Origin of the sequence: Paenibacillus chartarius, from assembly GCF_042432825.1 — a bacterium.
Lineage (GTDB): Bacteria > Bacillota > Bacilli > Paenibacillales > NBRC-103111 > Gordoniibacillus > Gordoniibacillus chartarius.
Map to the genome: position 1 here is coordinate 1 of NZ_JBHLWN010000073.1, position 25,710 is coordinate 25,710.

Genomic DNA, 25,710 nt, shown 5'->3' on the forward strand with positions numbered 1-25,710 from the left:
TTTACCTATGAATTCGCGACGGCAGGGTCAAATTCCTGTTTCGTCGGACAGACTCCTAGAGTAATATCAAATCTTCGATGCTGCCGCAATCTCCTTCCCGTTTTTCACTATTATATAAAACAATTACCACCGTCAATTATTCTGGGTTTGCATGAAGCACCTTTGCCATCGCGGTTATCATTCCCAGATGCGTACTTTCATGAGCAATCAATACATAAAATAGCTCGCCAATCACACGGGCTTGAAGAAAATTATCCTTTGCGGTTACAGGTTCTGCCAAATTGCCGTCATACATTTCGCATATTACCAACATCTGCTCTTCCAGTTTCTTTTCAAGAATATGTACTTCAGGCGGCTGCTCCGACCAATTTGAGGGACTTGTTCCTGTTGCGAAAAATGTACCATAGCTTGATGGAATTCTGGATCCGGCCCCGGATAACACAAATATCAGGTCGTTCGTAATCGTAAGCACATGCCCGATCTGCCAATGCAGGTTATTATTGAATCCTTCAGGCACCAAGCTTAATTTATTTTCCGGCAAGCCTGTCATGATATTGAGAATTTGCTTTCTAAGGTCGGCAAACAAGTTCAAAATAAACCGGTCGGACATTTCATTCACCCTTCATTTAACGCTTCTAAAATATCGATCTTGCCTCCATATGGCAATTCCGGCCAATTAGTCGTTAACGAGATCGCTTCTTCCAGCGAATCTGCTTCAATTATCGAAACTCCAAATATGTCATCAGAATAATCATCGACCGCAGACATGGAAACGGATTTGCGTCCGGTTCCCGCAAAACGCACTGCTTCATAACCCTGTGCTTTAAGATCGTCAAGCCAACGCCATAAGTCATGAACATTTTGATCAGTCTGATCCTCAGGAACGTCGCCGCCACGATAAACAAACAAAAATTTCATACAATTCAACCTCCTTAAAATTCAGTTGCAATTTGAAACTGAATTAAGTATAGTTACAAGTAACTGCTAAAGTCAAGGGGTTTTGCGGATGATTTTTGACAAACCAACCAGGCGGTCGGACTGTCCTATATCTTTCTCTCTAGATGTGTTAGGTGATTCATGGTCGCTTCTAATCATTCGAGACATCGTATTTGCCGGCAAAAAAACGTTCGGAGAATTCCTTGTCTCTGACGAAGCAATCGCCCGGAACATACTGGCTAATCGCCTATCCCGTCTTGAAACAATGGGTATCATCACCAAGAAACCTCATCCTTCCGACAAGAGAAAAGACATATACCAATTGACGGAAGCCGGATTGGATGTAATACCGATCTTGCTCGAATTATCGGCTTGGGGAGCCAAGCATGAGCCCGAAACCGTGCATGCCCAGGCTTGGTTGACCCATGCGCGAATGGAGAAGGACAGCCTTATTCTTCTTATACGAGAAACAGTCAAAAAAGGCGGATCGGTTTTTATAGGTTCAGAAAGTGTACTAAGCAAACTAGAGCAGCTTCATGAATCGAACTAAAGTTTTGTCCTTCCTTCTTGCAACTTATATCGAAACCCTTTGATGAGCACATCAATACCGAAGTAAAACTCTCGCTCCAAATCCGGAACACCAACATCGCTTTCCATATCAGCGAGCCTGTATTCGTCTAAAATAAACGAACAAATATAATTATTCAGCATCCATCCCGCGGAAAATACATCTTCCTTCTTAAATCCGGCCAATTCAAACAAACGGTTAATTTTATGGATGAGGTGCATCCGATATGGAGTGATTGGCGGTGTTGCAACAAGAACATGAACGGAATTGCGTATTTGCAAATAAGTATTGCGGCATCTCCTGCCAAACTCAAGCAGTTGTTCCTCCCAGGGAAGCCGTTCATCAGGGAATTGAATTCTTTGGCATATCTCCTCCGCCGCTAAGGACAATAATTCATTCTTATCTTGTACATGCCAATATAGGGATGCCCCTTTAATATTTAATTTTTGCGCCAATCTCCTCATCGTTAACTTGTCGATGCCTTCTTCCTGAATGATATCGATTGCGGCATGCACAATGAGGGATTGGTCGAGTTTGTTCGTTTTACGTTCGGATGGTTTCTTCTTCCTCAAAATCAGCTCCCCCTTCTCTTGACAATTGTAACATGCGCGTTATAAACTAACAATGTTAGATAAAACTAACGGCGTTAGATTAAGGGAAAGAGGGCATTATCCATGAGCATCAGAAGAATGACAACGATTCTAGATCATGGAACCATCGGTTATATCACTTCCAATGATGGCACTTCCATTAGCTATTACCAATTAGGACGCGGACCAGGTCTTGTACTGCTGCATGGTATCATGGAATCTGCCGGCAGCCATTTGGATATTGCGCTGGCTCTGGCTGACACTTATACGGTCTGCCTGCCCAACCGCCGCGGGCGGGGACTCAGCGGACCGTACGGCGAACATTACAGCTTGCAAACCGAGATTGAAGATCTTGATGCGCTTCTGACCCATACAGGCGCACATTATATTTTTGGAATCAGCTTGGGCGGGCTGATCGCGCTGCATGCAGCACTCCGGTTATCTGCCATACGCAAAGCGGCAGTTTTCGACCCGCCGTTATGCCTTAACGGCTCCGTATCGCATGATTGGTTGAAGCGTTACAGAGAAGAAATAAAGCAAGAAAAGATAGCCGCCGCACTTGTCACCAGCATGTTAGGGGCACAGATGGGACCTTCGTTCTTCCGCCGATTGCCCCGACGGATACTTGAATTCCTTACAAAAATGATGATCGCCAATGAAGAAAAGAAAGCTGCCGTCGATGACATTACGATTAAGATGCTCGCGCCGACATTGCATTATGATGGAGAATTAGTAGTAGAGACAAGTGACAAACTGGAGGAATTCCGTACTTTGCAAACCGAAATCCTCTTGCTGGGAGGCGATCGCAGTCCGTCATATATGAAATATGCTCTTCATGCTTTAGAGAAAACTTTACCTAACAGCAGCCGTGTTGAATTCAACAGAATGGGACACGAAGGTACGGGAAATGCAGTTCATAGAGGGCAGCCGCACAGAGTTGAACAAGAATTGCGCAAATTTTTCCGCTAAAGTAAAAATTTAAGGAGGCTTACTATGAAAGCAGTCAGAATATTACCGTTATTCGCCGTTGTCAGCCCAATCCTATTCACGCTGACCTGGTTCATTCTTGGCTTTATTAGCAAGGGATATACGATTTATGACATCAGAATCGAGCCGTATTCTTCCGTCACACAGCCGATAAGCGGTTTGGGGATGGGTTCTACCGCAATCATTATGAATTCCGCATTCATCATATGTGGAATACTGCTCTTCGTCGGGATCATCGGGATCTTCTCGAATATAGGCGAGGATGGCAGATTATCCGCTCGTCGTGCAAGTATGGCCTTGTTGATACTTTCACCGATCGGACTAGTCGTTTGTGGAATTTTTGATCTTGAATCAACTTTTCTACACTCCATCGGCTTTCTTCTGAGCACAGGTTCGACGATTCTTAGTTTCCTTATCACCGGCTTGTATTTTCGCGGCATTCCTCGGTTGCGCAAGCTTGGAAGCGGATTGATCGTAGGAAGTCCGTTAACGCTTATACTCGTCATCCTGTTTTTCTTAAACTTCGATCCCATTGCCGCAGGAGAAGGACATGGCATCGCCGGCATTGCCAGCCGACTCCTGGCTGTTGAAGTACTTTTCTGGTTCGCAGCCATGGGCTTATTGACTTATAAACATTCAGAGCCAAGCCGAGCCGGTTTCGCCTTCAATTAGGCTCAACTGGCGCACACAAAAACGCAGCCAAGGGGAATGACTTACATTTGATCCGAACTGCTGAAGCTCAATCGATGATTAGAACTGTTTGGCATACCGCGTCCTTATATAGCCGTCAATCGGCTCGTGATCCTGCTCGCTTTCCCGCTGATCAGTTCCCTGATTTATGTATTTTGTGGCCAAAGTATATTCCTCTACCCGTTCCCGGACCGGGCAAGAACCGGGGGAACTCAATCAAATTCATAAGCACCTTGCGGAGCGTTGCAGTCGGCGACACCAGGAACATTTGCCCGAACAAACCGGCGGCAGCCTCAATGCGAAATTGCATGTCATGCTGAAAAACAAAGTATTCCTTCCTAATAACGGCTTGCAATGAAACGATCGTATACACCGAAGCGGAACCCGCCTTTGAAGCAAACAGTCCGTATGATCTGCCGTTGTATCCACGACTTCAGCCCGCCTCACGCCACGATGCCGTCAGCTTCGTAATCAGTACACTTGAATTTTCGCGACGCTTCACCTTGGGCACGGTCAGTTCCATACTATTGGATGCCGCACATGACGCGGAACCAATTTATGCTTTGCTCGTTCACCAGCCGGCCTTCTCCGCCCAATGCACCAGACTCACCATGTTAAGAACCACAAAGGATAGAGTGAACATTATAACAGGTTGTTTTTTGAATTTGGCAAGGTGGTCTAATGAACGAAAGAACCGTCCTCACTCTTATTTTACCCGTCTACAAATGAGGTTCCCACTGAGGTTCAAATGAGATTTTACTTGGTATTGCCAATCTGTGCGTTTTCCTGTATGATAAATCTCAAATGAATAATTCCTCAAAGGGGAGTAGCTGTAACAGCAAAGTCGTCAATTCGAGGCCGTACGCCTCCGGCTTTGTTGACAACGCAAGTTGTTAGCAAGACCTTTGCCATATTTGGTAAAGGTCTTTTTAGTGGAATCCTCTAAATAACCTTTACCTGACGGTAGAGGTTTTTTCATATAAGCATGTTTACCTTACGGAGGAGGACCATGTCAATGGATGCTGCGTTGCTGCTGGAATACGGATGGGTGCTGCTGATTCTGATTGCGATCGAGGGGCTGTTGGCTGCGGATAACGCTTTGGTGTTGGCGATTATGGTCAAGCATTTGCCGGAGAAAGCAAGAAAAAAAGCTTTGTTTTACGGATTGGCCGGGGCGTTTGTGTTTCGCTTCGCTTCCTTGTTCGCCATCTCGTTCCTCGTCTCCGTTTGGCAGGTGCAGGCGCTGGGAGCGCTGTATCTGCTGTTTATTGCTCTAAATCATATCTTCAGAAAACTTGTTGTAAAAAAGTCTAAGGAAAAAGAGGCGGCTTCGGGTAAGCCGGAGAAAAAACCGGCCGGCTTTTGGGCTACCGTTTTTAAAGTGGAGCTTGCCGATATCGCCTTTGCGGTGGATTCGATTCTGGCAGCCGTAGCGTTGGCTGTAACGCTGCCCGCGACAAACCTGCCGAAGCTCGGCGGAATGGACGGAGGACATTTCCTCGTTATTTTTACAGGAGGGTTTATCGGACTCGTCATTATGCGTTTTGCGGCCACGTTCTTTGTAAAGCTTCTGCAGCGCAAGCCAGGCCTGGAAATCGCGGCCTTCCTTATTGTCGGCTGGGTAGGCGTAAAGCTTACGGTGTATACGCTGTCTCATCCCGCGCTGTCCGTTCTGCCTGCAGGCTTCGCCAAATCGCCTGAGTGGAAAATCATCTTTTATGCCGTGCTGGTTCTCATCGCCCTTGGCGGGTGGTTTCTCTCCAAAGAGGAGTCAGCCGAAAAGCGTCCCGAAACTAACCGCGCATAAATTAAAGCGCCTTTGCCGTATAATTATTTCCAAGGAGGCTGCGGCTCATTGACAAAGTGAATCAGACTTAAGTATAATTTCTTTAACATAAACTCGAATGATCTTTAATTTAATTTTGATGGGTATTGTTTTAGCATACTGTTATGGGAAAATGGCAGTATGAAGGAGCAAAGTTTTCGTCAAAATAAGGGTTAGGATAAATCGGTATATTTCATCTGGGGGCCCCCCATTTGAAAGTACCGATTTTTTTTCGAAGGAGGGATTTTAAATGCCTGTTTCAATATCCAAAGGAGAACTGGAGGACAAAATCAGCAGGAGTTTAACGCAGTGGGAAAAAGAATACCTGGGCCGCGGTTCTGTGACTGTAAAAACCGATATTCTTCGCAACATGATTATTGTCTTGATGAAAGGAATATTATCTCCCGCAGAACAAACCGTTTCCGAATCCCCGGAAGGCGCGCTGAATATAAAACGCATTCGTGCCGATCTGGTGGAATCCGGAAGAGACAACTTGGGTAAACTTATTAAGGAACTGACCGGAGCGAACGTCTCCAGTTTTCATACCGACATAAGCACCCGTACAGGTGAAAGAGTGATGGTGTTTATACTTGATGATAACTTAGAAAAAAAATGTTGCGGATAAGGGGCAAGGGCAGATTTTCAAAAAATCTTTGGATTAGTTGAAGATAAGCCGGTAATGGATTGAAATGCGTGATGACTTCTCATTCATCATTCATTTCTAAACATTGCCGGCTTTTTTATTGTAGGGAGACGTGTGTAATGACTGATATTATAATGCAAAATTTGCTGTCGCCTGTTGTGCTGTTTTTTATTCTGGGTCTTGTTGCCGCGATTTTCAAATCCGATTTGAAATTTCCATCCGGCTTGAGCGAGGCCCTCAGCATCTATCTTTTAATTGCCATTGGCATGAAAGGAGGAATAGAGCTTTCCCATTATTCCGTAACGGCGATTATTCGGCCGTTATTAGGCACATTGTTTTTGGGCGTCTTTATTCCAGTTTTGACTTTGGCTATCCTTCGCATGATGAAATTGGACTTGAAAAATTCCATTGCATTGGCAGCCACCTATGGTTCGGTAAGTATTGTTACGTATGGAGCGGCCGTTTCTTTTCTCGATGGTCATGAAATTCAGTATGACGGATTCATGAATGCAATGGTGGTTTTGCTGGAGAGTCCGGCCATCCTGGTTTCCTTGTTACTTTTGAAAGCGATCGAAAACAATACTCAATCGATCAAAACACCGTACAGGTTGGGTATAATGGATGGATTCGTATCCTCGTTAGGCGCCATGTTGGACAGGAAAGTATTAAAGGAAAGCCTGGTCGGAAAAAGTGTGCTGCTGTTAATGGGAAGTCTGGCGATAGGGGTTATCATCGGCGAGGATGGACTGCCGGTGGTAAAACCGTTATTTATAGAATTATACAGCGGTGTTTTAATGCTTTTCTTGTTAAATATGGGTTTGGTCGCCGGACAGCGTTTGCCTGAGATCAGAAGACATGGATTTAAGCTCTTGCTGTTTGCCATATTGATGCCCCTGCTGTGCGGCAGCGCAGGAGTTATCGTCGGAGGACTCGCGGGACTGTCCCTTGGAAGCGCGACATTGCTTGGGGTGATGGCGGGAAGTTCTTCCTATATCGCCGCTCCGGCAGCATTAAGAAGTTCCGTACCGGAAGCGAATCCTTCCATCTATCTGGGACTTTCTTTGGGCATTACATTCCCGTTCAATCTGATCCTGGGAATCCCGTTGTATTATCAAATCGCTCAATGGACGCTTTAGTGTTCCCGAAACCGGATAAGCATAAATAAACTATAAATCGACGAAAGGAAGAGGTTGATCATGCATAACAACGCGTTGAACATGAATAAGGTTTCATTTATACATCCCGCTTCGCAGGAAAAGAAAGTATTGGCAATAACGAATGTAAGCTTCCATGTTGAAGGCCAATTGTCGGAATTCATTAATGTTAGCCCTGAACATCTGATCGTATTGAAAAGCTTCGGAACGGTCATTTCTCAACCGTACGGCTGCTTGCTTCGTAATATCATCATTGCAGTTTATAAGAATAATGTAGATAAAATTTATATTATTGGTGAAAAAGATTGCACGGAAAACGCAATGGATTACCGCCTCTTTCTTGAATCAGTCAAGAAAGAGGGAATTTCAGATGATATTGTCAGGACTATTGATTATTTGATCGAAAATACTTTAACCGCTGGAAAAAAATACGGGCCTGATTAACTGGTTGGAAGGCGGCGGCAAGACCGCAGAGAAGAACATTGTAAATGGCGTTCAGATGCTTAAAGAGCACCCGCTAATCCCGAAGAGGATTTCCGTATACGGCCTCATCTACAATCGGCAAGCGAACGATTTTGTATCTATAACCGAATAGTCAAGTTCGGACGGAGCCTGTTGAACATTATAAAAGGTTATTTCCGTCCGGTAAGCTAATGCTCGACAGGTGATTGGGGGCGGTAAAAATATGTGCAAAAAACGACATGGCGTTATTCATCCGTATTTCGGTTGTAAAGCGGCTTTGGCGACTATGCATGGGAAAAACCTGGCGATTAGTCCTTCGTTCCATAAAATCTTACAAGTTTCTATCCAAATTCCAGAAGAAATAAATACCGATGATCTGGGAACATTCACCGGTGAAATTGAACGTAAAGGAACACCGTTAGAGACATTGAGAAAAAAGGCAAGAATTGGGATGGAACACCTTGGCTTCAAGTATGGTCTTGCCAGTGAAGGCAGTTTTGGGCCGTATGTCTATCTTCCTTTTGTTGCTCAAGATCATGAAATGCTCTTGTGGGTTGACGACGAACGTGGAATTGAGATCGTAGAACAAAAGATAAGTACGGAAACCAATTATGGTTCCAAAACTGTTTCAACATGGAATGATCTGGAGGACTTCTTGGAAAAAGCCCTCTTTCCCTCACATGCGTTAATTGTCAGGCCGAATTCCGGTTTAATAGCCGGTCTAACGTTTAAGGGGATAAAGAATACGAATGAGTTACAGCAGGCAATAATGCGTTGCGCTTCTGCATCAACTGACGGCCTGGCTCTTGTGCAAACGGATATGAGAGCGCATATGAATCCCGCACGAATGAAGGTCATAAGCGAACTTGCAGAAAAAATGGCTTGCCGGTTAGCTTCTCTTTGTCCGGCCTGCTCATGTCCCGGATGGGGAATCGTAGACTATGTTCTTGGGTTGCCTTGCGAAGAGTGCGGCTTCAAAACAAAACAAATTGTACAAGAAGTGTATGGTTGTGCCGATTGTGATTACAAGTACGCAGCACCTCGCGGGGATGGCGTTACAAAATCGTCGCCTGCATATTGCGATGTGTGTAATCCTTAATCACCGGAATTATAGGGTAAGCAGCTACACATTTAAGCAGGCCGTCCAAGCCGCAAATCCGTGCCCATACTGCGTCGGCGTTTGTTCCGGGAACGACGAACAGATTAGGCTACAGGTCTGTAATTTTTTAGTTTTTTATGTTTAATTTGCAAGACTCAAGTTAATAATTCAGCTATCGTGCCCGCTCAATGCCTTTGTGAGGAAATAACATCATTTCACTCGATTCACTTAGTAATTGTTGGATGTCCTTCAGCAGACATGGCAATTGCTTTTGTTTCATGAACTGTACCGAATGGATGCTCTGGAGGCGCATAGATGACGTAAATTTTAAGCGGCTTATTGCCCATATTGGTTACATTATGCCATTTTCCTGCAGGTATTATAATTGCATAGTCACCATAGGCCATTTCTTGAAAATCCAATTTGTCTTTGCTATCGCCCATTTGAACGAGCTCCTGGCCTTCTTCAATACGTATGAATTGATCGGTCGTCGGATGAACTTCTAACCCGATGTCATCCCCAACAGGAATACTCATTAAAGTAACTTGGAAGTATTTCCCTGTCCATAAAGCGGTGCGGTAATTATTATTTTGCTTCGTTGTTTGGTCAATATTCACTACAAATGGTCTTGCTCCATAATCAATTAATTTAATGATTCCATAATAAGGATATGGATTGTTGTCGTACCTATAGTAATATTGAGGATTCCATTTGTAACTCAAAATACAGTTAAGCATAGGATTATACCACGGATTGCAACAGTATGTTTTAAAGTACATATTCATTCCTCTCCTCATGATCTCATTGTTTCCCCTTTATTCTATGCAGTTATCTATATTAAGTTGAATCAAAGATTTTTGAAAAAGGACGACAAGGGAATTTGCACCGGTTTGTCGAATCTAAAATGTTGGCATAAGACTTTCCGCAGCAGGGACAATGGTTCTGATCACCGGGGACCTCGTGGATGACTTCGGTTTCGGGAAGATTATGATTTTACGCCCTTACCCTTTATGCCCCGGTTTCCCACCTCGACGATTGGAGATTGAAGCCGGGACGGTCTGAACGGGCGTATCCTGCTCCTGTTGTTCAAGCGAGTGGGCCTAATTTGTCCTCCCGCTGTTTCCTTGATTGATTGCGCGGAGACGCTCGTTATCAGCACTACAACGTAGTCTTTAATTAATCATAATCATTCAGGCTGTGCTTTTATGTCGCTTTTTACTGTGTGAGTGGAACGCCTTGGTGTTGAATTATTGGCAATACGCAACATCCCATACCGGCTCTTTTGATGACGGACGGGTCTTGTGTTGAGTTCTTTCCGTCCGGTTGGTAATAATATCATCATCTAATAACAATTCGGAGGTTACAATGTTCTTTTTAACGATTCTTATTATTTTACTCGCAACAAAACTAGCGGGCGATCTCTGCGTCCGCTTAGGACAGCCTGCTGTGGTTGGAAAATTGATCATTGGTGTCATAATCGGACCTGCCATGTTAGGCTGGGTAGAAGACTCAAAAATCATTGACGAACTGAGTGAAATTGGTGTTCTGCTGCTGATGTTTATCGCTGGCCTAGAAACAGATTTTGATGAGTTAAAGCGTTCATTCAAATCTTCAACGGCTGTTGCCTTAGGTGGGATTATCCTTCCCTTTTTTGGAGGTTACTTGCTTGGTACGGCCATCGGGATGGAGACCTCGCATGCCATCTTTCTTGGCTTGCTACTGTCTGCAACATCGGTGAGTATATCGGTTCAATCCTTAAAGGAACTCAACATGCTCAAGAGTCGGGAGTCCACCACAATTTTAGGTGCAGCCATAATAGATGACGTAATTGTAGTGATCCTACTTGCCTTTGTAATGAGTATCTTTGGCGGAGAGGGAGTCAATTTAGCTTTTGTAATCGGGAAAAAATTCATTTTCTTTGTCATTGCGGGCTTCATGATCTGGAGAGGTGCAAAATGGATAATGAAATGGCTAGCCCCACTTCGTGTTTTCGAGTCCGTTATCAGTGCTGGGTTAATCGTCTGTTTTTTCCTAGCATTTGTAGCGGAAGAGTTCGGTGTTGCAGGCATTATCGGTGCTTTTGTAGCTGGATTAGCTGTATCACAAACAACCTATAAAGAGGAGGTGGAACATAAGTTAGAGCCAATCGCATATGCCATATTCGTACCCATCTTTTTTGTAAGTGTTGGTTTCTCCGTGTCTTTCCAAGGATTATGGGATCAATTGGGGTTAATCGTCATAATAACCATCGTAGCTATTTTAACGAAATTAACAGGGTCAGGTATTGGGGCAAAGCTCACGGGGTTTTCGAATCGCTCCGCACTTGGGATTGGATCAGGGATGGTGTCACGAGGAGAAGTAGCATTAATTATTGCGACTATCGGTCTTGAAAGCGGACTGTTGCTGCAGAAATACTTTACTGTACTGGTCATTGTGGTCATTCTGACAACATTGGTGACACCGTTCTTGCTTAAATTAATATTACATGAGGATAATACAGTTCAAGACAGCTAAGAGATTGAACGACTTTATTTTAGAATGGTCCGTCAATGACTGTAAATGTGGCTTAAAGTAAAGAGCGGGACAGCGGCGGAATTACAAACGTTAATCAAACCAATCTCTAGCTCGGTTCTCCCATTGCCGGTATCGTAAGCGATGGTCAGCATTCGATCCGCTTGGCGTTTGAAGGCCTCCTGCCCGGCGTTCCATATCAGTATTGCCAGTATCACAACTTGAAAGATAATAATGCCAGGGAAAAGAGAACCGGGAGCAAGTTATTTACCCGACGAGCGCAACCGGTCCCAGGAATGCTTTCGACATGTGTTTACCCCAAAAATAAAATGAGTTACCTGTTAGAGCAAGTAATCCGTCTACTTCGCGGCCCAAATCATCCCTCGTCTTATCATCTCGAAAATTTGGGGTATCATTACCTCTTTCGGTGAGTGTCCCAATGCATTGGCGTACACCCGGCCTTTGCCGTATTGTTTGATCCACACCGTTGGCATTACGACCGGTCTCCATACTTCAGGCGGAGATTTTTCAAAATATGTGGTGGCCAGAACTTCGTTGGCCGGATCGACAAGCATATAATACTGCTCTGATGTGACGGTAAAGTCCGGAATGCCCTTCACGAGAGGGTGATTCGGATCCGTGATGTGCACCCGGTAAGTAACGTTCTCCTTGGGATGCCAAACAAACTGCCCGCCGATCATCAGCTGATATCTGATTTCGCCGTGAAAAGCATCGACCAGGCCCCCATGAAGCCCTGCAACTCCAGTCCCGCTTTCCACCGCGGACAGTAATGAATTCAACTGCTTCTCTGTGAGGGTTCCGAGGGTCCATACCGGAACAATCAGATCGACTTGTTTCATTTTTTCACGATCCAGAAAAACATCCAAGGTATCGGAAATCTCCACATCGAAGTTTTCTTCCCTCAAGATGCCTGCAAGAATGCCGGAGATCTCTTTGGGAAAATGGCCTTCCCATCCTCCTTGGACAATTAACGCCTTCTTCTTCTCTGGTTCTATATCGTTCGTCTTATGGGAAAACCGTAATGTGAATGCTCTTTTCATGCGCTCCCTCCTCTCCTCAAAAGTAACCGGCCGTCAAAGCATTATATGCATCATCGTAACTGTGAATACCCTCGCCGATCCAAACGGTAATGCCTCACACAAGATCTCACACGAAAATGGATTCATCAGAAACACGATTAATTATGTATACGACGCACCACTTACAAACGCCATCGCTTTTCGACCTTCACCAAAGGACTGAATGAGCTGTCACAGTGGCTTTGTGAGCATGACTGCAAGGATGTCTGCATGGAATCGACCTTGAGATACTGGAAGTGTTCAATGTGCTGGAAACTTCCTGCAACATCACGCTGGCCCATCCGAAATGCGTAAGGCCAGCAGCGGAAAAAGACAGATAAGAAAGAGGCACAGTGGATTGCCGACTTGTTCAAGCATGACCTTGCCGCGGGAAGCTTTATGCCTCCCTTGCCGATCCGGCAGCTCCGCGGCCTGATGCGCTACCGAGTCCTACTCAGATGAAATCAACCTGATCTTGACTAATAGTCAAAAGTGAAAAGCATCCCGAAATCCGAAACCGCTACTTGCAACTCAAAAGCGTCGAGGTCACAAACGCGCCATTATTGCCATTGCGCGGCTGCGACCTGATCCCTTTCACAACATTAGCATAATTTACCATTCAGTTGTCCTTGCACGGCTTATCCCTTAACGACGCCGGAAATCAAGAACGGTACGACCGCCACATGGTATATCGGTGACGATCGTATTGAAGAATTAGCGAATCGATTTTGTTCGATGAATCCCGGCTGGTCCGCTGAAGAGATCGTCCCGTACCGATCTCATTTCATCGGGATTTGGGGAAGAATCCGGCCGTCGATTCTTTCGAAAATGTCTTCCAAATCTGGCCCAGTGATTGTTATACCGTGATTTTTTAATCCGATAATCGTTCTTGAAGGCTCCTCCTGTTCATCGATCAATTTGGCTACCGCTTGAGCAAGTTGAATCGTACCGCAAGGATAATTTATTTCCGTTGCCTTCACTCCATCAACCCAGGCGTGAATATGAACGATGGCGCCGATCTCCGGATGTGCGGAATAAATCAACCAATGTTCGATCGCATCGACGGATGCCCGGTTGGGCGAAACGTTTGGAGGTACGCTTATTTGCATCGATTTGGATGACGGGTCGTACCCTTTGACAAAAAGTATGTCTTTGCCGATTGTTTTCATATCCGCCTTATTGCAACCGGCGGCGCTCATCCAAAACGCGTGTCGATCTTTCCGGCTGCTGAGATTTCCATAGCTTAACCCTCCGATGCCGTAAAGCCTCTTTACATGTTTCATATCCCGATCGCTTAAATAGTCTTGAATCGGAAAAGGAGCCGGCAGCAAATTCAGTTGATCCAGCTGTTGCCCGGCTACTCTCAGCTTTCTAGTAATTCCGTCGCCATCCCATAATTCCTCGGGCAAATCATTGTGAAACTCGTTATCTATCACGAGTTGGGAAGAAGCGAGCGGTGCAAGTCTTTCATATAGCGTTTGGAAGAACGAACTTTCGTCATTCGGTTGAAAAGCGATTTTGTAACAACCCTGCTCGGGAGTTATACAATATACGTCGGTGTCATCTTCGCAGCGGCATATGTATATAAGATGGTTGGACAACGAGCGGATCAGATAAGGATATGCCGACTTCAGAACCGGTTCCTCATTCGAATGTACAGCTTCCAAAATGGAAACGACAAAAGTGGACTGAGCTTTCCTGCGAAACGGTCTTGGATTTTCCGGTTGGATGAAATTGAAAACGACCCGAATATTATCCGTTGTATCCTCCACATACCGATAACCTTCCGATTTAAATGTTTCTGTTATTCCCTCTGCAAACCGAGATTGAAGACGGCTTGCGCCTGTTCCCGAAAGTGTAAAAATCTCCATTATCCATTCCTCCTATTTAATATCCACGTCTTTTGGGGCAAGCTAAAGTTCGAAAATCGCTTTGATGCAGGATGCCCTGCCTTTATTGGCAACAATCGCGAATGCGTCTTTATACTTCTCGAGGGGAAAACGATGAGTAATCAAGGGGGTGAGATCAACCTTTCCCAATCTCATCAATTCGATGGCAATTTCTAATGTCCTCATCCTTTTTCCCTTGTAATCCTCTGCGCCGTAGGCGAAGCTTCCTTTCACATCCAACTCTTTCAGCCAGACCATCGTCCAATCGATTCGGTCCAATATGCCTGCAAGACCGAGAAGCACAACTTTTCCGCCGTTTCGGGCGAAACGGAGGGCATCGTGGATGCTCCGCCTGTTTCCGACACATTTTTTTGATATACCCGCTCCTGAAGAACTCATATTTATCAGTTGGTTTCAAGGCGGGGAAGTATTCCGCAGCGGGTGTGCGTACCAACGAGGACTCGGGAAAATTTTTTACTTCCGGCCTGGAGACCAGGAGTATCCTACATACTATAACCAAAATGTATTGCGGGTAATAGCAAACGGGGTTCGCTGGGCTGCAAGCCCTCACGGCGCGGCACCGGTGTTCGGAAATACGGCTCCTCTGGAGAACATAATCAGGGAAGAACCTCCCCCGCCCATTCAACACGTTAACCAATAAAAACGGCATGCCCTTTTCCAAGTACGGAACTGCTGCCGGGTCAAACTTTCAGACAGACAACCATATATAAGTTTTCCGCTGTGCAAGCGTAACGTTGAAGGCACACGAATGCCAACGCAGTGATGCGACGGTTCCGCGAAAGCGGGATCGTCGCTTCCGCATTCGGCCATATTCAACAATCCAATGCATCGCCAGTTTTTCCGCTCATTTATCAAAGAACATCATCACTGAGCTTTTTCTCGTTTTTTCAAATTTGTTCTCCCTAACAATATAACCCCAACTACAATAACGAAACTCAGCCCCCACTGCAACCATGGATTTGCTGCAAAAAATTCCTCTATAAGCGGCTCATCGACAATCATCTTCGATGCAGTCCAAGCCAATACACCCGAACCGATGTAAACAATAATCGGGAAACGATCAACCCACTTTATTATGAGGGTACTTCCCCAAATAATGATCGGGACACTGATCAGTAATCCTAATACTACCAAGACAAAGTTACCGTGCGCTGCCCCCGCAACGGCAAGTACATTATCCATTCCCATAACCGTATCTGCAATGACAATTGTTTTTATTGCAGACCACAAATTTCCAGCTGATTTTACATCGTGTTTCTTCTCTTCCACAAGAAGTTTATAGGCGATCCAAATCAGAAGCACTCCGCCAATCAGGAGGAGGCCAGGAATTTTCAGCAACCAGACGGCAATCAAAGTTAGCGCCGAACGAATCGCTATGGCCCCGAAAGTTCCCCAAAAAATAACTTTCTTCTGTTGGTCTTTGGGCAGATTCCTTGCAGACAGGCCGATGACAATCGCATTATCGCCAGCTAGTACCAAATCAATAATAACAATCGCTAATAATGCCGTCCAAAATTCTGCAGTAAAGAGATCCATTTTTTCGCCGCCTTCTTTTGATTTAATAACTTTCCTCCTCTGCTCGCATTAATGTTTGCCAATAACACCAATCTTATTCAGTATGCCTGACAATACGATGCCGATAGTGGATTTGATCCCGACTCAGCGGGAGTTAGTATCCCTCTTAACGTATATTTCGCCGAACATTTGGAAAAAATTTAAAAGCGATGGTTGAGATGGGCGATTGAAGCGAACGGGCATTCGCTTCGATAATGCCCGCCCGAATCGGAAAACGAAATTGTTAACCACATGAAGGTGAGAAAATAAATGCCAAATAACATTTCTGTATTTCAAGTTTGCTCCATACTTTTGCTTTCGGTCGGCATTCTCAATCATGTGATCTTAATTCCCGTATTGTTGGACGCAGCGGGAAGAGACGCTGTAGTCGCCGTGGGGATGGTATTGGCATTGCTTCCTGTTTGGGCAGCGTGCCTAACCTATATCATGAAACACAAGGATCAACAGCCGTTTCGCGATTGGCTGCAGCGCCATTTCGGCAAAGGCTTGTCTGTTATTATCCTTGCAGCAGTCAGCGTCTATATATGGCTGCAAGGTTTCGTTTCCTTCTTTGATATCATTGTATGGGCCCATTCGACCTATATGCCGCATACACCCAGATTTGCGCTTGCTCTTCTCGCATTGGCATGCTGTCTCTTTCTAGCAACCGGGGGTCTTCGTTCCATAGCGATTGTTTCGGGTATTTTGCTGCCATTTGTGGTGTTACTCGGATTTTTTGTTGCGGCCTTCAACTTCAAGCATAAAGACTACAGTCTTGTTCTCCCCCTCCTTGCCGACGGATTCGCTCCCGTTTGGCGGGGCAGCCTGTTTGCGGCGAGCGCACTTTTTGAGCTTGTGCTGCTTCTTTTTTTGCAGCATCGCCTGACTCACCGGCCTTCATTCGCCGACGTGTTGCTCATGATTTTCTTGCTTGCCGGACTGACAATAGGCCCTTTAATGGGAGCAATTTCGATTTTTGGGATAGAGGAAGCTGTTTTGCAGAGATACCCGGCATTCGAACAATGGCGTGTTCTCGAACTAGGGAAGTACATAGAGCATTTGGATGTTTTTGCAATCTATCAGTGGATATCCGGAGTGTTCGTTCGTCTTTCACTATCCCTCTTTATTATGGCGGATGTGTGGAATGCAAAAAACAGAAGGCCGTTTCTGCTGCTTGCGGCCGGAACTATGCTCTTAGCATCAATAGCGCCCATAAGCGACGTGCGGTTTTTGCAGTTTCTAAAAACGGTGTATTTCCCGTTTACTTTCCTCCTCGTGATCGGACTCACCTTCCTGTTCGCTGGAAAAACATGGATTTCAAGATGGGGGATGAAAGGACAAACATGAAGAATTGTTTGACGCAATGGTTCCAAAAGCGCTCTTCTCCATCTGCTTCGTTGCCTGCGGAACAGCGGATCGGATATTCCAATGATGCCTGCACAAATAATGACTCAGGCTTGACAGAACAGGAGATCATCGGTTTATTTCGGCATTCCGCCGATGTGAAGCATTTTTATTGCCAGAGTCAAAGCCAGAATCCGAAGTCCTCTGTATTGCTACTTTATTGCGAGGGGTTGACGGATCAAAAGGAATGGAAAGACATTGTTCTGCCGCGCTTAAGGCGGCTCTTTAGAATAACAGGTTTCAATGACGAAGCCATGACCTGGAACGAAGAGTTGCCGTTGGAGAAGGTAGCGGGTAACGGATTGATGTTGAGGCGGCAAATCGTGCAGCATGTGCTGGATGGAAAACTCATTCTTTTTATGCCTGTCCAACAGCGCGTCTATACATGGGATATGGCCAAGACGCCTCAGCGAAAACCGGATGAATCCAATATCGAAACGTCGGTCAAAGGTCCTAAAGACGGTTTTGTGGAAGAGGTTGCGACCAATGTCGCTTTAATTCGGAAGCGCATGAGGACAGGCTCCTTATGTTATGAACAATTTACGGTGGGAGAGCGCACGCAAACCCGTATCGCATTGCTTTATTTGCAAGATGTCGCGAACGCGGCGCTGGTCGACAATCTCAGGACGAAATTGCAGGATATCGAATATGATGGGATATGCAGCGCCGGGCAACTGCAAGAAATGATTTCGTCTCCGAAATCCATATTTCCGGTGATGGCCTATACAGGACGGCCCGATTTCGCCGTGGCCTCGCTGCTTAGCGGTCGCTGCGCAATTCTGACGGAGGGATCGCCTGCCGCCCTGATTGCGCCGGCCGACATCTTTCTTCTGTTGAAAACCGCCGAAGATATTCATTTCCCCGCACTGACCGTTGCCGTAGCCAGAGGGCTGAGACTCGCCGGGTTATTGATAGCTCTGTTATTGCCTGCGCTGTGGACTGCCCTGCTGTCCTTTCACATTGAACAAATACCCGTGTTGCTGTTGGCTACCATTTCGATTCAGCGGGTGGGCCTTCCATTCTCTGTTGCTCAAGAAATGTTTTTAACGCTGATTTTCCTGGAAGCTTTTCGCGAGGCGGGAGCGCGGTTGCCTGCTTCGTTAGGACAAACGATGACTGTCGTAGGAGGATTGATTATTGGCGACGCCGCGATCCGGGCAGGGTTTATGTCGCCCAGTGTTCTGGTTATCGGCGCGATTACCCATGTGTTCGGCTCTATGGTGCCGAATCATTCGTTGAATGCTACGGTCAGTATATTGCGATTTGGCCTTTTCTTTGTTTCTGCCGCCTTCGGAATATACGGTTTCTTGTGCGGAGTGGTATTGCTGTTATCTTACCTTTCCACCGTGCAGTCTTTCGGATTGCCTTATTTATCTCCGTTGTCGCCGCTGGACAGAGCGGACTTGCCTCACGCCCTGTTCAAGCTTCCATGGGCTTGGCAGCGGAAGCGTCCGAACACCGTGAATACGCAAGATTCAACCAGGAAGGGCGGGGAGGGCTTGCCATGAAGACGATTTTATGCTTTATTGCTGGAGCGAGCTTGCTTCTGACGACAGGATGCTGGGGGATATTGGAAATTCAAACGGTCCATTATGTTACGGCTGTTGGAGCCGACTACAAGAATGGAGAGTTTGTTCTCTATGCTCAAATGTTGGAATTTGCGGATGCAGCCAAATTGGAAGGGCAGCCAAAAACAAAAAAACCTACCGTATATGTGGGGAATGCGGCAGGGAAAAGCTTATGGGATGCGGCCAACAAACTGCAAACCACGGCTCAACAACTGTTATTTTGGGAACAGGTGTCGACGATCGTTGTTACCGAAAATGTATTGAAGGCGGACAAACTTCTGGAATTTCTGGAATTTACGAATCGCGATAAAGAAATACGGTACAATTCATGGATATTCAGCACAAAAGAAAATATTGAAGATATCTTCAAAGCCCAAACGTTTTTCAAATTTTCTTCGCTTTACACCCTGTTGCATGAACCGAAAGATCAGTATCGCCAAAGCTCCTCGATTTCCCCCGTCCGCCTGTATCAATTTATACGTTCATTAAAAGATACGGCCAGGTCAAGTTATTTGCCGTCATTGACATTAAAGACCGATAACTGGAGAGAGGACGGTAATGGCATGAAGCTATTGGAAGTTGATGGCGCGAATCTGTTCCAAACGAAACGATGGAACGGCTGGATCAGTCGAACCGATCTGACGGGCTGGCAATGGGTGAATCCAAAGACGCAAAGCTATCCCGTCGCTTTACTGTCCGACGATGATATTTCCGCCGTCATGGTGTTTGAGAAACCGCGCATCCATATTCGACCTCAGGAGAAATGGGACAAAGCCTATTTTGACATAACCATTACATTGGACGCGAGTCTTGTCGAACTGCGCGAAGAAATGACGGAAAATGAGTTGATGGAACGATATACTAAACTTTTGGAAGGTCAAATCCTCCATGCTTTTCAAGAAGGAATCCGCATCCATACCGACGTGTTGAACTTGGGGGATTCGCTGTATCGATCCAATTCACGTGCATGGCGACGTATCGCCGATAACCATGCGTTCGTGCTTCATAATGACGCAATTCGTCATTTGAAAGTTGACATTCATTTCAAAGATACGGGCGAGTACAAGTTCGTGCCGCAAAAACGCGAAGATGAGGATAGATAGCAAGAAGTCAATTTCTAACAAATGATATGGCGGCCTGCTGAACTGTATTCAAACCAAGTAGGATATAAAGACCGATGCGATTCCGAAATAAATCAGCAAGGAGAGGATGTCATTAATCGTTGTAATTAACGGACCTGAAGCTACTGCCGGATCTACATTGAATTTATATAACAGGAGTGGAATGACTGTACCGGCCAATGTCCCGATAATCAGTGTGGCCAACAAGGAGCAGCCCACAACCAGACCGAGAACGGGGTTGCCTTGCCAAACATAGGCAATGCCTGCGATTAATATGCCGCAAGTGAACCCGATAATGATCCCCACCCCAAACTCCCTGAGAATCAGGCGCAAAACCGTTTTCTTGTCCAGTTCGCGTGTGATTAATCCCCGTACTACGACAGCCAGGGACTGGGTTCCGGTATTTCCGGTCATCCCCGCGATCATGGGCATAAAAAACGCCAGTGCAACGACTTTGGTCAGTGTTTCTTCAAATCCGCTGATGATGCTTCCGGAAAGCAGCCCGATGATTAACAGCAAAATCAACCATGGCAGACGTCGAAAAGCAGCCGTCCAGGCTTTCGTATCGAAATCGATCGCTTTGCCCGCCGCGGACAATTTCTCGATGTCTTCATTGGCCTCGGATATGACGACATCGACGATATCATCGACAGTGATGATGCCGACCAATACGTTGTCATGCTCGACAACGGGCACCGCCAGAAAATCGTACCGCTCTATCACCCGGGCGACTTCTTCCTGGTCCATAGTCGCGGGTACGGAAATAACCCGCGAATACATGAGATCCGCCACTTTTTCATCAGAGCGCGCAAGAATCAGATCCCGGTAGGAGATGACACCGACCAGACGTTTTTGATCATCGATGACATAAAGATAGTTGATCGTTTCCGCAATCTCTGCAAAAGATCTCAGCTTGTCGACAACATCTTGAACCGTATAATGGAAGGGGATCCAGACATAACGATTGGTCATGATTCTTCCCGCGGTTTCCGGCGGGTACTTCATTAAATTTTGAACGGCCTGCGATTCCTCTTGCTTCATGCGGGACAAAAAATTCTCGATATTGTCAGCACCCAACTCATGCAGCAAATTGGCCAAATCATCATTATCCATCAGATCCATGACCTTGGAAGAGTTTTCCACGCCCAACTGATGCAGGATATCGATCTGATCCTTCGTCCCGAGCTCAGAGGTCAAATAAGCCAGTTGTTCTATGGTTAAAAAGAGCAGGAATTTGTAACGATGTTTCCGGGGCAAATCCTTGTAAAGCTTGGCGATATCATAAGGGTGAAGCTCATCCAAAATGGCTTGAATTTCTTTGCGATTGGTTTCTTTGATGAACTTGATGATTTTTAAATTCAATTGGTCGTCAGACATCGCGTATTTTCCTCTCGAATATAAGATCACCATCATTATAGCAGAGCATTTTCTTTGAACGAAGTGACATCTTAAGTGGAGCCTTCGCTTTCTTCTCAATCAGCACACAACATCTTTAGGATGTCCACCATCTCAGAAATGAGCGCGAAATTCACAGCGCAGAAAATAGTACCAAGCGTTCAAATACAAAACAATTCCGTCATCGACGCCGACAGTAGTCGATCTCGCGCTCTTCCTCGTCTCTGGGGAATCGTGACTTTGCTTTAAACGAGCGACTCAATAATATCCAAAGTAATACTTCAGAAAAAAATCGATGAGGGGGCGGATCAGCTGAAAAATGAGGGAATGGAAGCAGTCGGCGGAATCCAAATTCTCACCCGAGGGCATCCCCATCTGTGCCAAGGAAACAAAGATGAAGCCCAACGGATACGACAAATCCAGAAACGCCAGAAGTGAAGATGCTCCCCGTCCTGCGGTTGTTCCACCGCCAAGTATGGACGCACATACCATTCGTGATACTCTCGACTCCGTCCGGAAACAATGGCGATAAATCCGGATCGCGTTACCTTATAGAAAGACTCCACCAGCTTGCGAATCGATCGTTCTCCGCCGATTGCTCCATATAACGTACCAACTTCGCGGTGTTCCTTGCATACCCTCCTGATCGTTTTCATAACCAACATCCGATTTGAGCCATGCTCTTTCGGTTGTTTATTCGGGATAGTCATTGCCAAGATGCTTTAACGCGTCTCAAAAAACGAAGGATTCGGCAGACAGTTGACTATCATGTCCGACGCTGAAAGAAACATCGCATCCCATTATATGGAATGCGATGTTCGTAGTAAATTCGGGTTCTACGGGTTAAATCTGATTCCGTTCGGAACGTTTTCGGTGATCCGTTCCAGAAACGGATCACCGTTTACGTGAGTTATCGACTTTTTACCAGCAGTTCCATCGCTTCCTTCACCAATCTCGTCGTATCCCTGCCGGCTTCTTTCTCTTCCAAAATGCACTTTTCCAAATTGACGGCCACAATATAAGCAATCGCCCGATCTGCGGCGCTGCGAATGGCGGATATCTGACCGACAACGTCTTTACAGTGCTGCTCTTCTTCCATCATTTTCAAAACGCCTCGGATTTGCCCCTCGATGCGTCTCAATCTTTTTTTTACATCGTCATCGTAGGTCATCGCATTCAATCCCCCTTGACTGAAATCGGCTCACAATCTGTCCTGCCCCAATTATATACCCCGCACCGTATGTTTTCAAATTTAGAATCCTTACTGATCGGAACCGCTCCAGTCGGAATGGATGGATGCTCATCTCTGTTAATTGGAATGATGGTGCACGGCGCAGCGATTCGGACCGATTTCGAGATCGATCGCCTTTTCGGGATCGACCTGAAGCTCGCCGCGGTTGATCGCAATGATCTCTTCAAAATTCGGCGGCTTCTCGCTGGTAACGGCACCTGCGACATATTCGGTAAAGACTTCGCGATTCTGTGTCCGCATGATTTCGTTATCATTTCGGATGTCCCCGAGCGTTGCGCCGACAATGCCCCGCTCGTTCATTTCCCGAATGTCGGCGTAATGCGCGGGAAGAACTAGCACATCATCGGCGAGATCGTTCAGCTTGCCAAACACCGTGTCGTACAGGTCCTGTGCCCATTCCTTCGCTTTTCCGCCCAAATCCGGCCGTCCGAGTCCACCGACAAAGATCGTGTCCCCCGAAAGCAGATAGTTTCCGTTGACCAGAAACGAGGTGGAACCCGGCGTATGCCCCGGAGTCGGAATGGCGAGCACATCGACCTGCACATTGCCAAAACGGATTTCCCGGTGATGTTCGAGCGGTTCGTATGCCAAATCCGTTCCTTTAGCCTCGCTGGACGAAATGTAATACGTCGCGCCTGTCGCCTGCGCCAGTCTCGGTCCTCCGGAAATATGGTCCGCATGCAAATGCGAATCCACCACATGCTCGATGGAAAAGCTCTGCTGTCTGGACATCTCCTGGTAAACGTCGATGTTGAGGTTCGGATCGACAATCATCGCTTTACCGTCGGATACGATGACGTAAGACAGACATCCTTTCGACAGCCGGTTAATCTGGATCAGTTGCATCCTGTTTTCTTCCGCAACGGCAGTCGGATGGTAAAACTGGCTCCAGGCCAGCATGGCTTCCTGCAGGGAATAGCCGCGATATCCCCGTTCCTTCAATAGGTCGACAATGAATTCCGACGATCCGCCCTTGGCGCAAACCACAACAATGTCCCGATCCCGGGGCAAATCTTTGAAGTGGTTTTCGTCTTCTTCAAGAAAATGAAAATACGGAACGTTGATCGACGTCGCCTGTTTCCCTTCGATCTTCCATTCCCGGTAATCTTCTTCATTCCGGACATCCAGAATGAACACGCCTTTGCCATCATTCATTTTTTCGTTCAATTGTTCAACCGTTATCCGTTGTACTTTGGACATCGTATTCTTCCTCCTTGCTGGTTAAAATTCCATGTAACTTGCGTGTCATAGATCGTCTTCTTCCAGAGGCCCGTTCCACTCCGACATCCCGGGAATGACGTTGATGACCTTGAATCCTTTCTTCGCAAGCATTTGACAAGCCATATCGCTCCTGTTGCCGGTACGACAAACGACCCAATATTCTCCGTTCAAGTCGAGTTCTGTCATCCGCCGCTCCAACTCGCCAAGCGGGATGGAGACCGCTCCTGGAATCCGACCGAAAGCAAACTCTGCCGGTTCGCGGACATCCAGTATGTTCGGTTTTTTACCGGCTTCCTGCCGTATCTGCAGCTCTTCATTGAAGGCGGTATGCGGAAATTTCGTGTCCATATTCGTTTCAGTCGCATCCACTTTGCGGATGAAATGGCGGAACAAACCGGCTTCTTCTTTCAGTCCGATGTACTGATGCCCGATTCGTTTCGCCCATCCTTTCAGATCAGCCACAGAGCCTTGATCCGTCGCACGAACTTCCAATACTCCTCCTGTTTCCATTTCGTCCATCGTTTTTTTTGTGCGAACGACCGGCATGGGACATGCCAAACCAACGCATTCCAAAATGCGATCAACCTTAACTGTAGACATAAATACAACATCCTCCCGTATTTTCATTGCTAATTTGGTTACTTTCCGTATTGCCTCTTTCCCCGTCCACGCCGACATGCCTCCGGCCATATTCACACCCTTCGGCAAACCAGAACCGTGTCTTTGCCGGGGTCTCTAGCTCATGGAGCCGTGCCGGAAGCTGCCCCAAGGAAATATGCTTGGCTTCCGGAATGCGGCCGGCCATTCGTCCGGTTCGCTGACATCGACAATATCGATGGGTTCCCCTCGCTTCAGGCGTTCTGCAATTTCATGCGGCAATTGCTTCCGGTATCGCAGCATCTTGTCATCACCTCCTCAAGTCAACAATTCCATCCAGATTTTCACAACGGTAGCGCCAATCAAACCGGCCAATACCCATTGCAGCGCCTTGGCGTTTAATTTCTTGCTGATTTTCGCGCCGATCGGCGCGGCGATCGTACTTGCGATCACCATGACAATGGAAGGAACCAGCAGCATATGCCCCCCCATCAATTTGCCCGCCGTCGAACCGATGGAGGAAATAAAGGTAATGGCAAGCGCGATGCGATGGCCACACGTGTCGGAATCTTTAAGATAACCAGCATGACCGGCACGGTAATAAAAGCCCCCGCCGCTCCGACGATTCCGGACGCGATCCCGATTATCGCGGCAAAGACGGCTGCCAGCGGTTTGTTGAATTCGAGCATGGTAAAGTCCATGTCTTCATTCCCTTTTTTGGGAAGAAATATCATGATAGAGGCAAGGAGCGCCAAAACCGCATAAGTCAGGTTAATGGCCGAATCCGGCAAAAATTTGGAACCGTAACCGCCGACGAAACTGCCGGCTACGATGGCAAAACCCATAATAGCCACAAGCGTATTGTTGATGTAGCCGCCTTTGCGGAAGGCAAACATGCCCGACAGCGTGGCGAAAAACACCTGAATCGCGCTGACGGCGCTTACCTCCTGCGCCGTAAAAGCGGTGAACCCAAGCGCGGGAGGAATGTAAAGCAGCATGGGATACTTGATAATCGAACCTCCGATACCGACCATGCCCGAAATCAGGGAACCGGCAAATCCGATAGCCAGCAGCATAACGAACCATCCAACATCCATGACAATCTCCTTTCAGTTTTGTACACTTTTGCGGCCAATATACCCAC

General features: G+C 46.5%; 25 protein-coding genes and 3 pseudogenes. 14 read left to right on the forward strand and 14 right to left on the reverse strand.

Features of this window, described 5'->3' with window-relative positions; all coding sequences use genetic code 11:
- Positions 1-136: 136 nt before the first annotated feature.
- Both ACFFK0_RS18320 and ACFFK0_RS18325 read right to left on the reverse strand, forming a co-directional pair.
- A complete protein-coding gene (locus tag ACFFK0_RS18320; RefSeq protein WP_377471757.1) occupies positions 137-610 on the reverse strand; it encodes a DinB family protein in 474 nt (157 codons plus the stop codon).
- 5 nt (positions 611-615) lie between these two features.
- Positions 616-918, reverse strand: coding sequence for a YciI family protein (locus tag ACFFK0_RS18325; protein ID WP_377471758.1), 303 nt, complete (start codon positions 916-918; stop codon positions 616-618).
- An 88-nt stretch (positions 919-1,006) separates the two neighbouring features.
- On the opposite strand from ACFFK0_RS18325, the gene ACFFK0_RS18330 reads away from it, so the two are divergent.
- Positions 1,007-1,486 (forward strand): winged helix-turn-helix transcriptional regulator, encoded by a 480-nt coding sequence (locus tag ACFFK0_RS18330; RefSeq protein ID WP_377471759.1) that lies wholly within the window; start codon positions 1,007-1,009, stop codon positions 1,484-1,486.
- Here the strand turns inward: ACFFK0_RS18330 and ACFFK0_RS18335 are convergent.
- Positions 1,483-2,076 (reverse strand): TetR/AcrR family transcriptional regulator C-terminal domain-containing protein, encoded by a 594-nt coding sequence (locus tag ACFFK0_RS18335; protein WP_377471760.1) that lies wholly within the window; start codon positions 2,074-2,076, stop codon positions 1,483-1,485. The genes ACFFK0_RS18330 and ACFFK0_RS18335 overlap by 4 nt on opposite strands.
- A gap of 102 nt (positions 2,077-2,178) precedes the next feature.
- Here ACFFK0_RS18335 and ACFFK0_RS18340 point away from each other — a divergent pair, with 102 nt between their 5' ends.
- The 7 genes from ACFFK0_RS18340 (at position 2,179) to ACFFK0_RS18370 (ending at position 8,954) form a co-directional block, all read left to right on the forward strand.
- Entirely contained in the window at positions 2,179-3,063 is an 885-nt protein-coding gene (locus tag ACFFK0_RS18340) for an alpha/beta fold hydrolase (protein ID WP_377471761.1), read from the forward strand.
- 24 nt (positions 3,064-3,087) lie between these two features.
- Positions 3,088-3,753, forward strand: coding sequence for a DUF998 domain-containing protein (locus ACFFK0_RS18345; RefSeq protein WP_377471762.1), 666 nt, complete (start codon positions 3,088-3,090; stop codon positions 3,751-3,753).
- A gap of 1,033 nt (positions 3,754-4,786) precedes the next feature.
- Entirely contained in the window at positions 4,787-5,578 is a 792-nt protein-coding gene (locus ACFFK0_RS18350; RefSeq protein ID WP_377471763.1) for a MeeY/MeeF family manganese export membrane protein, read from the forward strand.
- Between the two features lie 268 nt (positions 5,579-5,846).
- On the forward strand, positions 5,847-6,221 hold the full coding sequence (locus tag ACFFK0_RS18355) for a Na-translocating system protein MpsC family protein (protein ID WP_377471764.1): 375 nt from the start codon (positions 5,847-5,849) through the stop codon (positions 6,219-6,221).
- Positions 6,222-6,358: 137 nt separating this feature from the next.
- The gene (locus ACFFK0_RS18360) at positions 6,359-7,375 is read left to right on the forward strand and encodes a sodium-dependent bicarbonate transport family permease (protein WP_377471765.1); all 1,017 of its coding nucleotides are present in this window, start codon (positions 6,359-6,361) and stop codon (positions 7,373-7,375) included.
- Positions 7,376-7,435: 60 nt separating this feature from the next.
- Complete coding sequence (locus ACFFK0_RS18365; protein WP_377471766.1) at positions 7,436-7,837, forward strand: hypothetical protein; 402 nt, start codon at positions 7,436-7,438, stop codon at positions 7,835-7,837.
- A 241-nt stretch (positions 7,838-8,078) separates the two neighbouring features.
- A complete protein-coding gene (locus ACFFK0_RS18370) occupies positions 8,079-8,954 on the forward strand; it encodes a DUF6671 family protein (protein ID WP_377471767.1) in 876 nt (291 codons plus the stop codon).
- A 224-nt stretch (positions 8,955-9,178) separates the two neighbouring features.
- Here the strand turns inward: ACFFK0_RS18370 and ACFFK0_RS18375 are convergent, their stop codons facing one another.
- Complete coding sequence (locus ACFFK0_RS18375; RefSeq protein ID WP_377471796.1) at positions 9,179-9,691, reverse strand: cupin domain-containing protein; 513 nt, start codon at positions 9,689-9,691, stop codon at positions 9,179-9,181.
- Positions 9,692-10,319: 628 nt separating this feature from the next.
- Between ACFFK0_RS18375 and ACFFK0_RS18380 the strand changes: the two genes are divergently transcribed.
- Together ACFFK0_RS18380 and ACFFK0_RS18385 are read left to right on the forward strand one after the other, a co-directional pair.
- On the forward strand, positions 10,320-11,468 hold the full coding sequence (locus ACFFK0_RS18380; protein WP_377471768.1) for a cation:proton antiporter: 1,149 nt from the start codon (positions 10,320-10,322) through the stop codon (positions 11,466-11,468).
- 119 nt (positions 11,469-11,587) lie between these two features.
- A pseudogene (locus ACFFK0_RS18385) lies at positions 11,588-11,695 on the forward strand (transposase); the annotation flags it as partial.
- A 129-nt stretch (positions 11,696-11,824) separates the two neighbouring features.
- Here the strand turns inward: ACFFK0_RS18385 and ACFFK0_RS18390 are convergent.
- The 3 genes from ACFFK0_RS18390 to ACFFK0_RS18400 form a co-directional block, all read right to left on the reverse strand.
- Complete coding sequence (locus ACFFK0_RS18390; RefSeq protein WP_377471769.1) at positions 11,825-12,526, reverse strand: ThuA domain-containing protein; 702 nt, start codon at positions 12,524-12,526, stop codon at positions 11,825-11,827.
- A gap of 797 nt (positions 12,527-13,323) precedes the next feature.
- Positions 13,324-14,415, reverse strand: a complete 1,092-nt coding sequence (locus ACFFK0_RS18395; protein ID WP_377471770.1) for a class II aldolase/adducin family protein — start codon at positions 14,413-14,415, stop codon at positions 13,324-13,326.
- 42 nt (positions 14,416-14,457) lie between these two features.
- A complete protein-coding gene (locus tag ACFFK0_RS18400) occupies positions 14,458-14,832 on the reverse strand; it encodes a zinc-binding dehydrogenase (RefSeq protein ID WP_377471771.1) in 375 nt (124 codons plus the stop codon).
- Here ACFFK0_RS18400 and ACFFK0_RS18405 point away from each other — a divergent pair.
- Positions 14,804-15,094: pseudogene (locus ACFFK0_RS18405) on the forward strand (hypothetical protein); the annotation flags it as partial. The gene ACFFK0_RS18400 and the pseudogene ACFFK0_RS18405 overlap by 29 nt on opposite strands.
- A 224-nt stretch (positions 15,095-15,318) precedes the next feature.
- Here the strand turns inward: ACFFK0_RS18405 and ACFFK0_RS18410 are convergent.
- Positions 15,319-15,990, reverse strand: coding sequence for a TerC family protein (locus ACFFK0_RS18410; protein ID WP_377471772.1), 672 nt, complete (start codon positions 15,988-15,990; stop codon positions 15,319-15,321).
- A gap of 288 nt (positions 15,991-16,278) precedes the next feature.
- Here ACFFK0_RS18410 and ACFFK0_RS18415 point away from each other — a divergent pair, with 288 nt between their 5' ends.
- From ACFFK0_RS18415 to ACFFK0_RS18425, 3 genes are read left to right on the forward strand one after another with little or no spacing between them, the layout of a single operon-like run.
- Positions 16,279-17,355 (forward strand): endospore germination permease, encoded by a 1,077-nt coding sequence (locus tag ACFFK0_RS18415; RefSeq protein WP_377471773.1) that lies wholly within the window; start codon positions 16,279-16,281, stop codon positions 17,353-17,355.
- Positions 17,319-18,920, forward strand: coding sequence for a spore germination protein (locus ACFFK0_RS18420; RefSeq protein WP_377471774.1), 1,602 nt, complete (start codon positions 17,319-17,321; stop codon positions 18,918-18,920). Before ACFFK0_RS18415 ends, ACFFK0_RS18420 begins: the two co-directional genes overlap by 37 nt.
- Positions 18,917-20,083 carry a Ger(x)C family spore germination protein gene (locus tag ACFFK0_RS18425; protein ID WP_377471775.1) on the forward strand — a complete coding sequence of 389 codons (1,167 nt, stop codon included), beginning with the start codon at positions 18,917-18,919 and terminating at the stop codon, positions 20,081-20,083. The genes ACFFK0_RS18420 and ACFFK0_RS18425 overlap by 4 nt, the downstream gene beginning before the upstream one ends.
- Positions 20,084-20,131: 48 nt before the next feature.
- Here the strand turns inward: ACFFK0_RS18425 and mgtE are convergent, their stop codons facing one another.
- The 6 genes and pseudogenes from mgtE to ACFFK0_RS18455 all read right to left on the reverse strand — a co-directional run bounded on the left by mgtE (position 20,132) and on the right by ACFFK0_RS18455 (position 25,663).
- Positions 20,132-21,478, reverse strand: a complete 1,347-nt coding sequence (gene mgtE, locus ACFFK0_RS18430; RefSeq protein WP_377471776.1) for a magnesium transporter — start codon at positions 21,476-21,478, stop codon at positions 20,132-20,134.
- Between the two features lie 928 nt (positions 21,479-22,406).
- On the reverse strand, positions 22,407-22,667 hold the full coding sequence (locus tag ACFFK0_RS18435; RefSeq protein ID WP_377471777.1) for a metal-sensitive transcriptional regulator: 261 nt from the start codon (positions 22,665-22,667) through the stop codon (positions 22,407-22,409).
- A gap of 138 nt (positions 22,668-22,805) precedes the next feature.
- Entirely contained in the window at positions 22,806-23,948 is a 1,143-nt protein-coding gene (locus ACFFK0_RS18440; protein WP_377471778.1) for an MBL fold metallo-hydrolase, read from the reverse strand.
- A gap of 45 nt (positions 23,949-23,993) precedes the next feature.
- Positions 23,994-24,569 carry a sulfurtransferase TusA family protein gene (locus tag ACFFK0_RS18445; protein WP_377471779.1) on the reverse strand — a complete coding sequence of 192 codons (576 nt, stop codon included), beginning with the start codon at positions 24,567-24,569 and terminating at the stop codon, positions 23,994-23,996.
- A gap of 135 nt (positions 24,570-24,704) precedes the next feature.
- Positions 24,705-24,869, reverse strand: coding sequence for a hypothetical protein (locus tag ACFFK0_RS18450; RefSeq protein ID WP_377471780.1), 165 nt, complete (start codon positions 24,867-24,869; stop codon positions 24,705-24,707).
- Positions 24,870-24,884: 15 nt separating this feature from the next.
- Positions 24,885-25,663, reverse strand: a pseudogene (locus tag ACFFK0_RS18455) (sulfite exporter TauE/SafE family protein).
- Between the last annotated feature and the right edge of the window lie 47 nt (positions 25,664-25,710).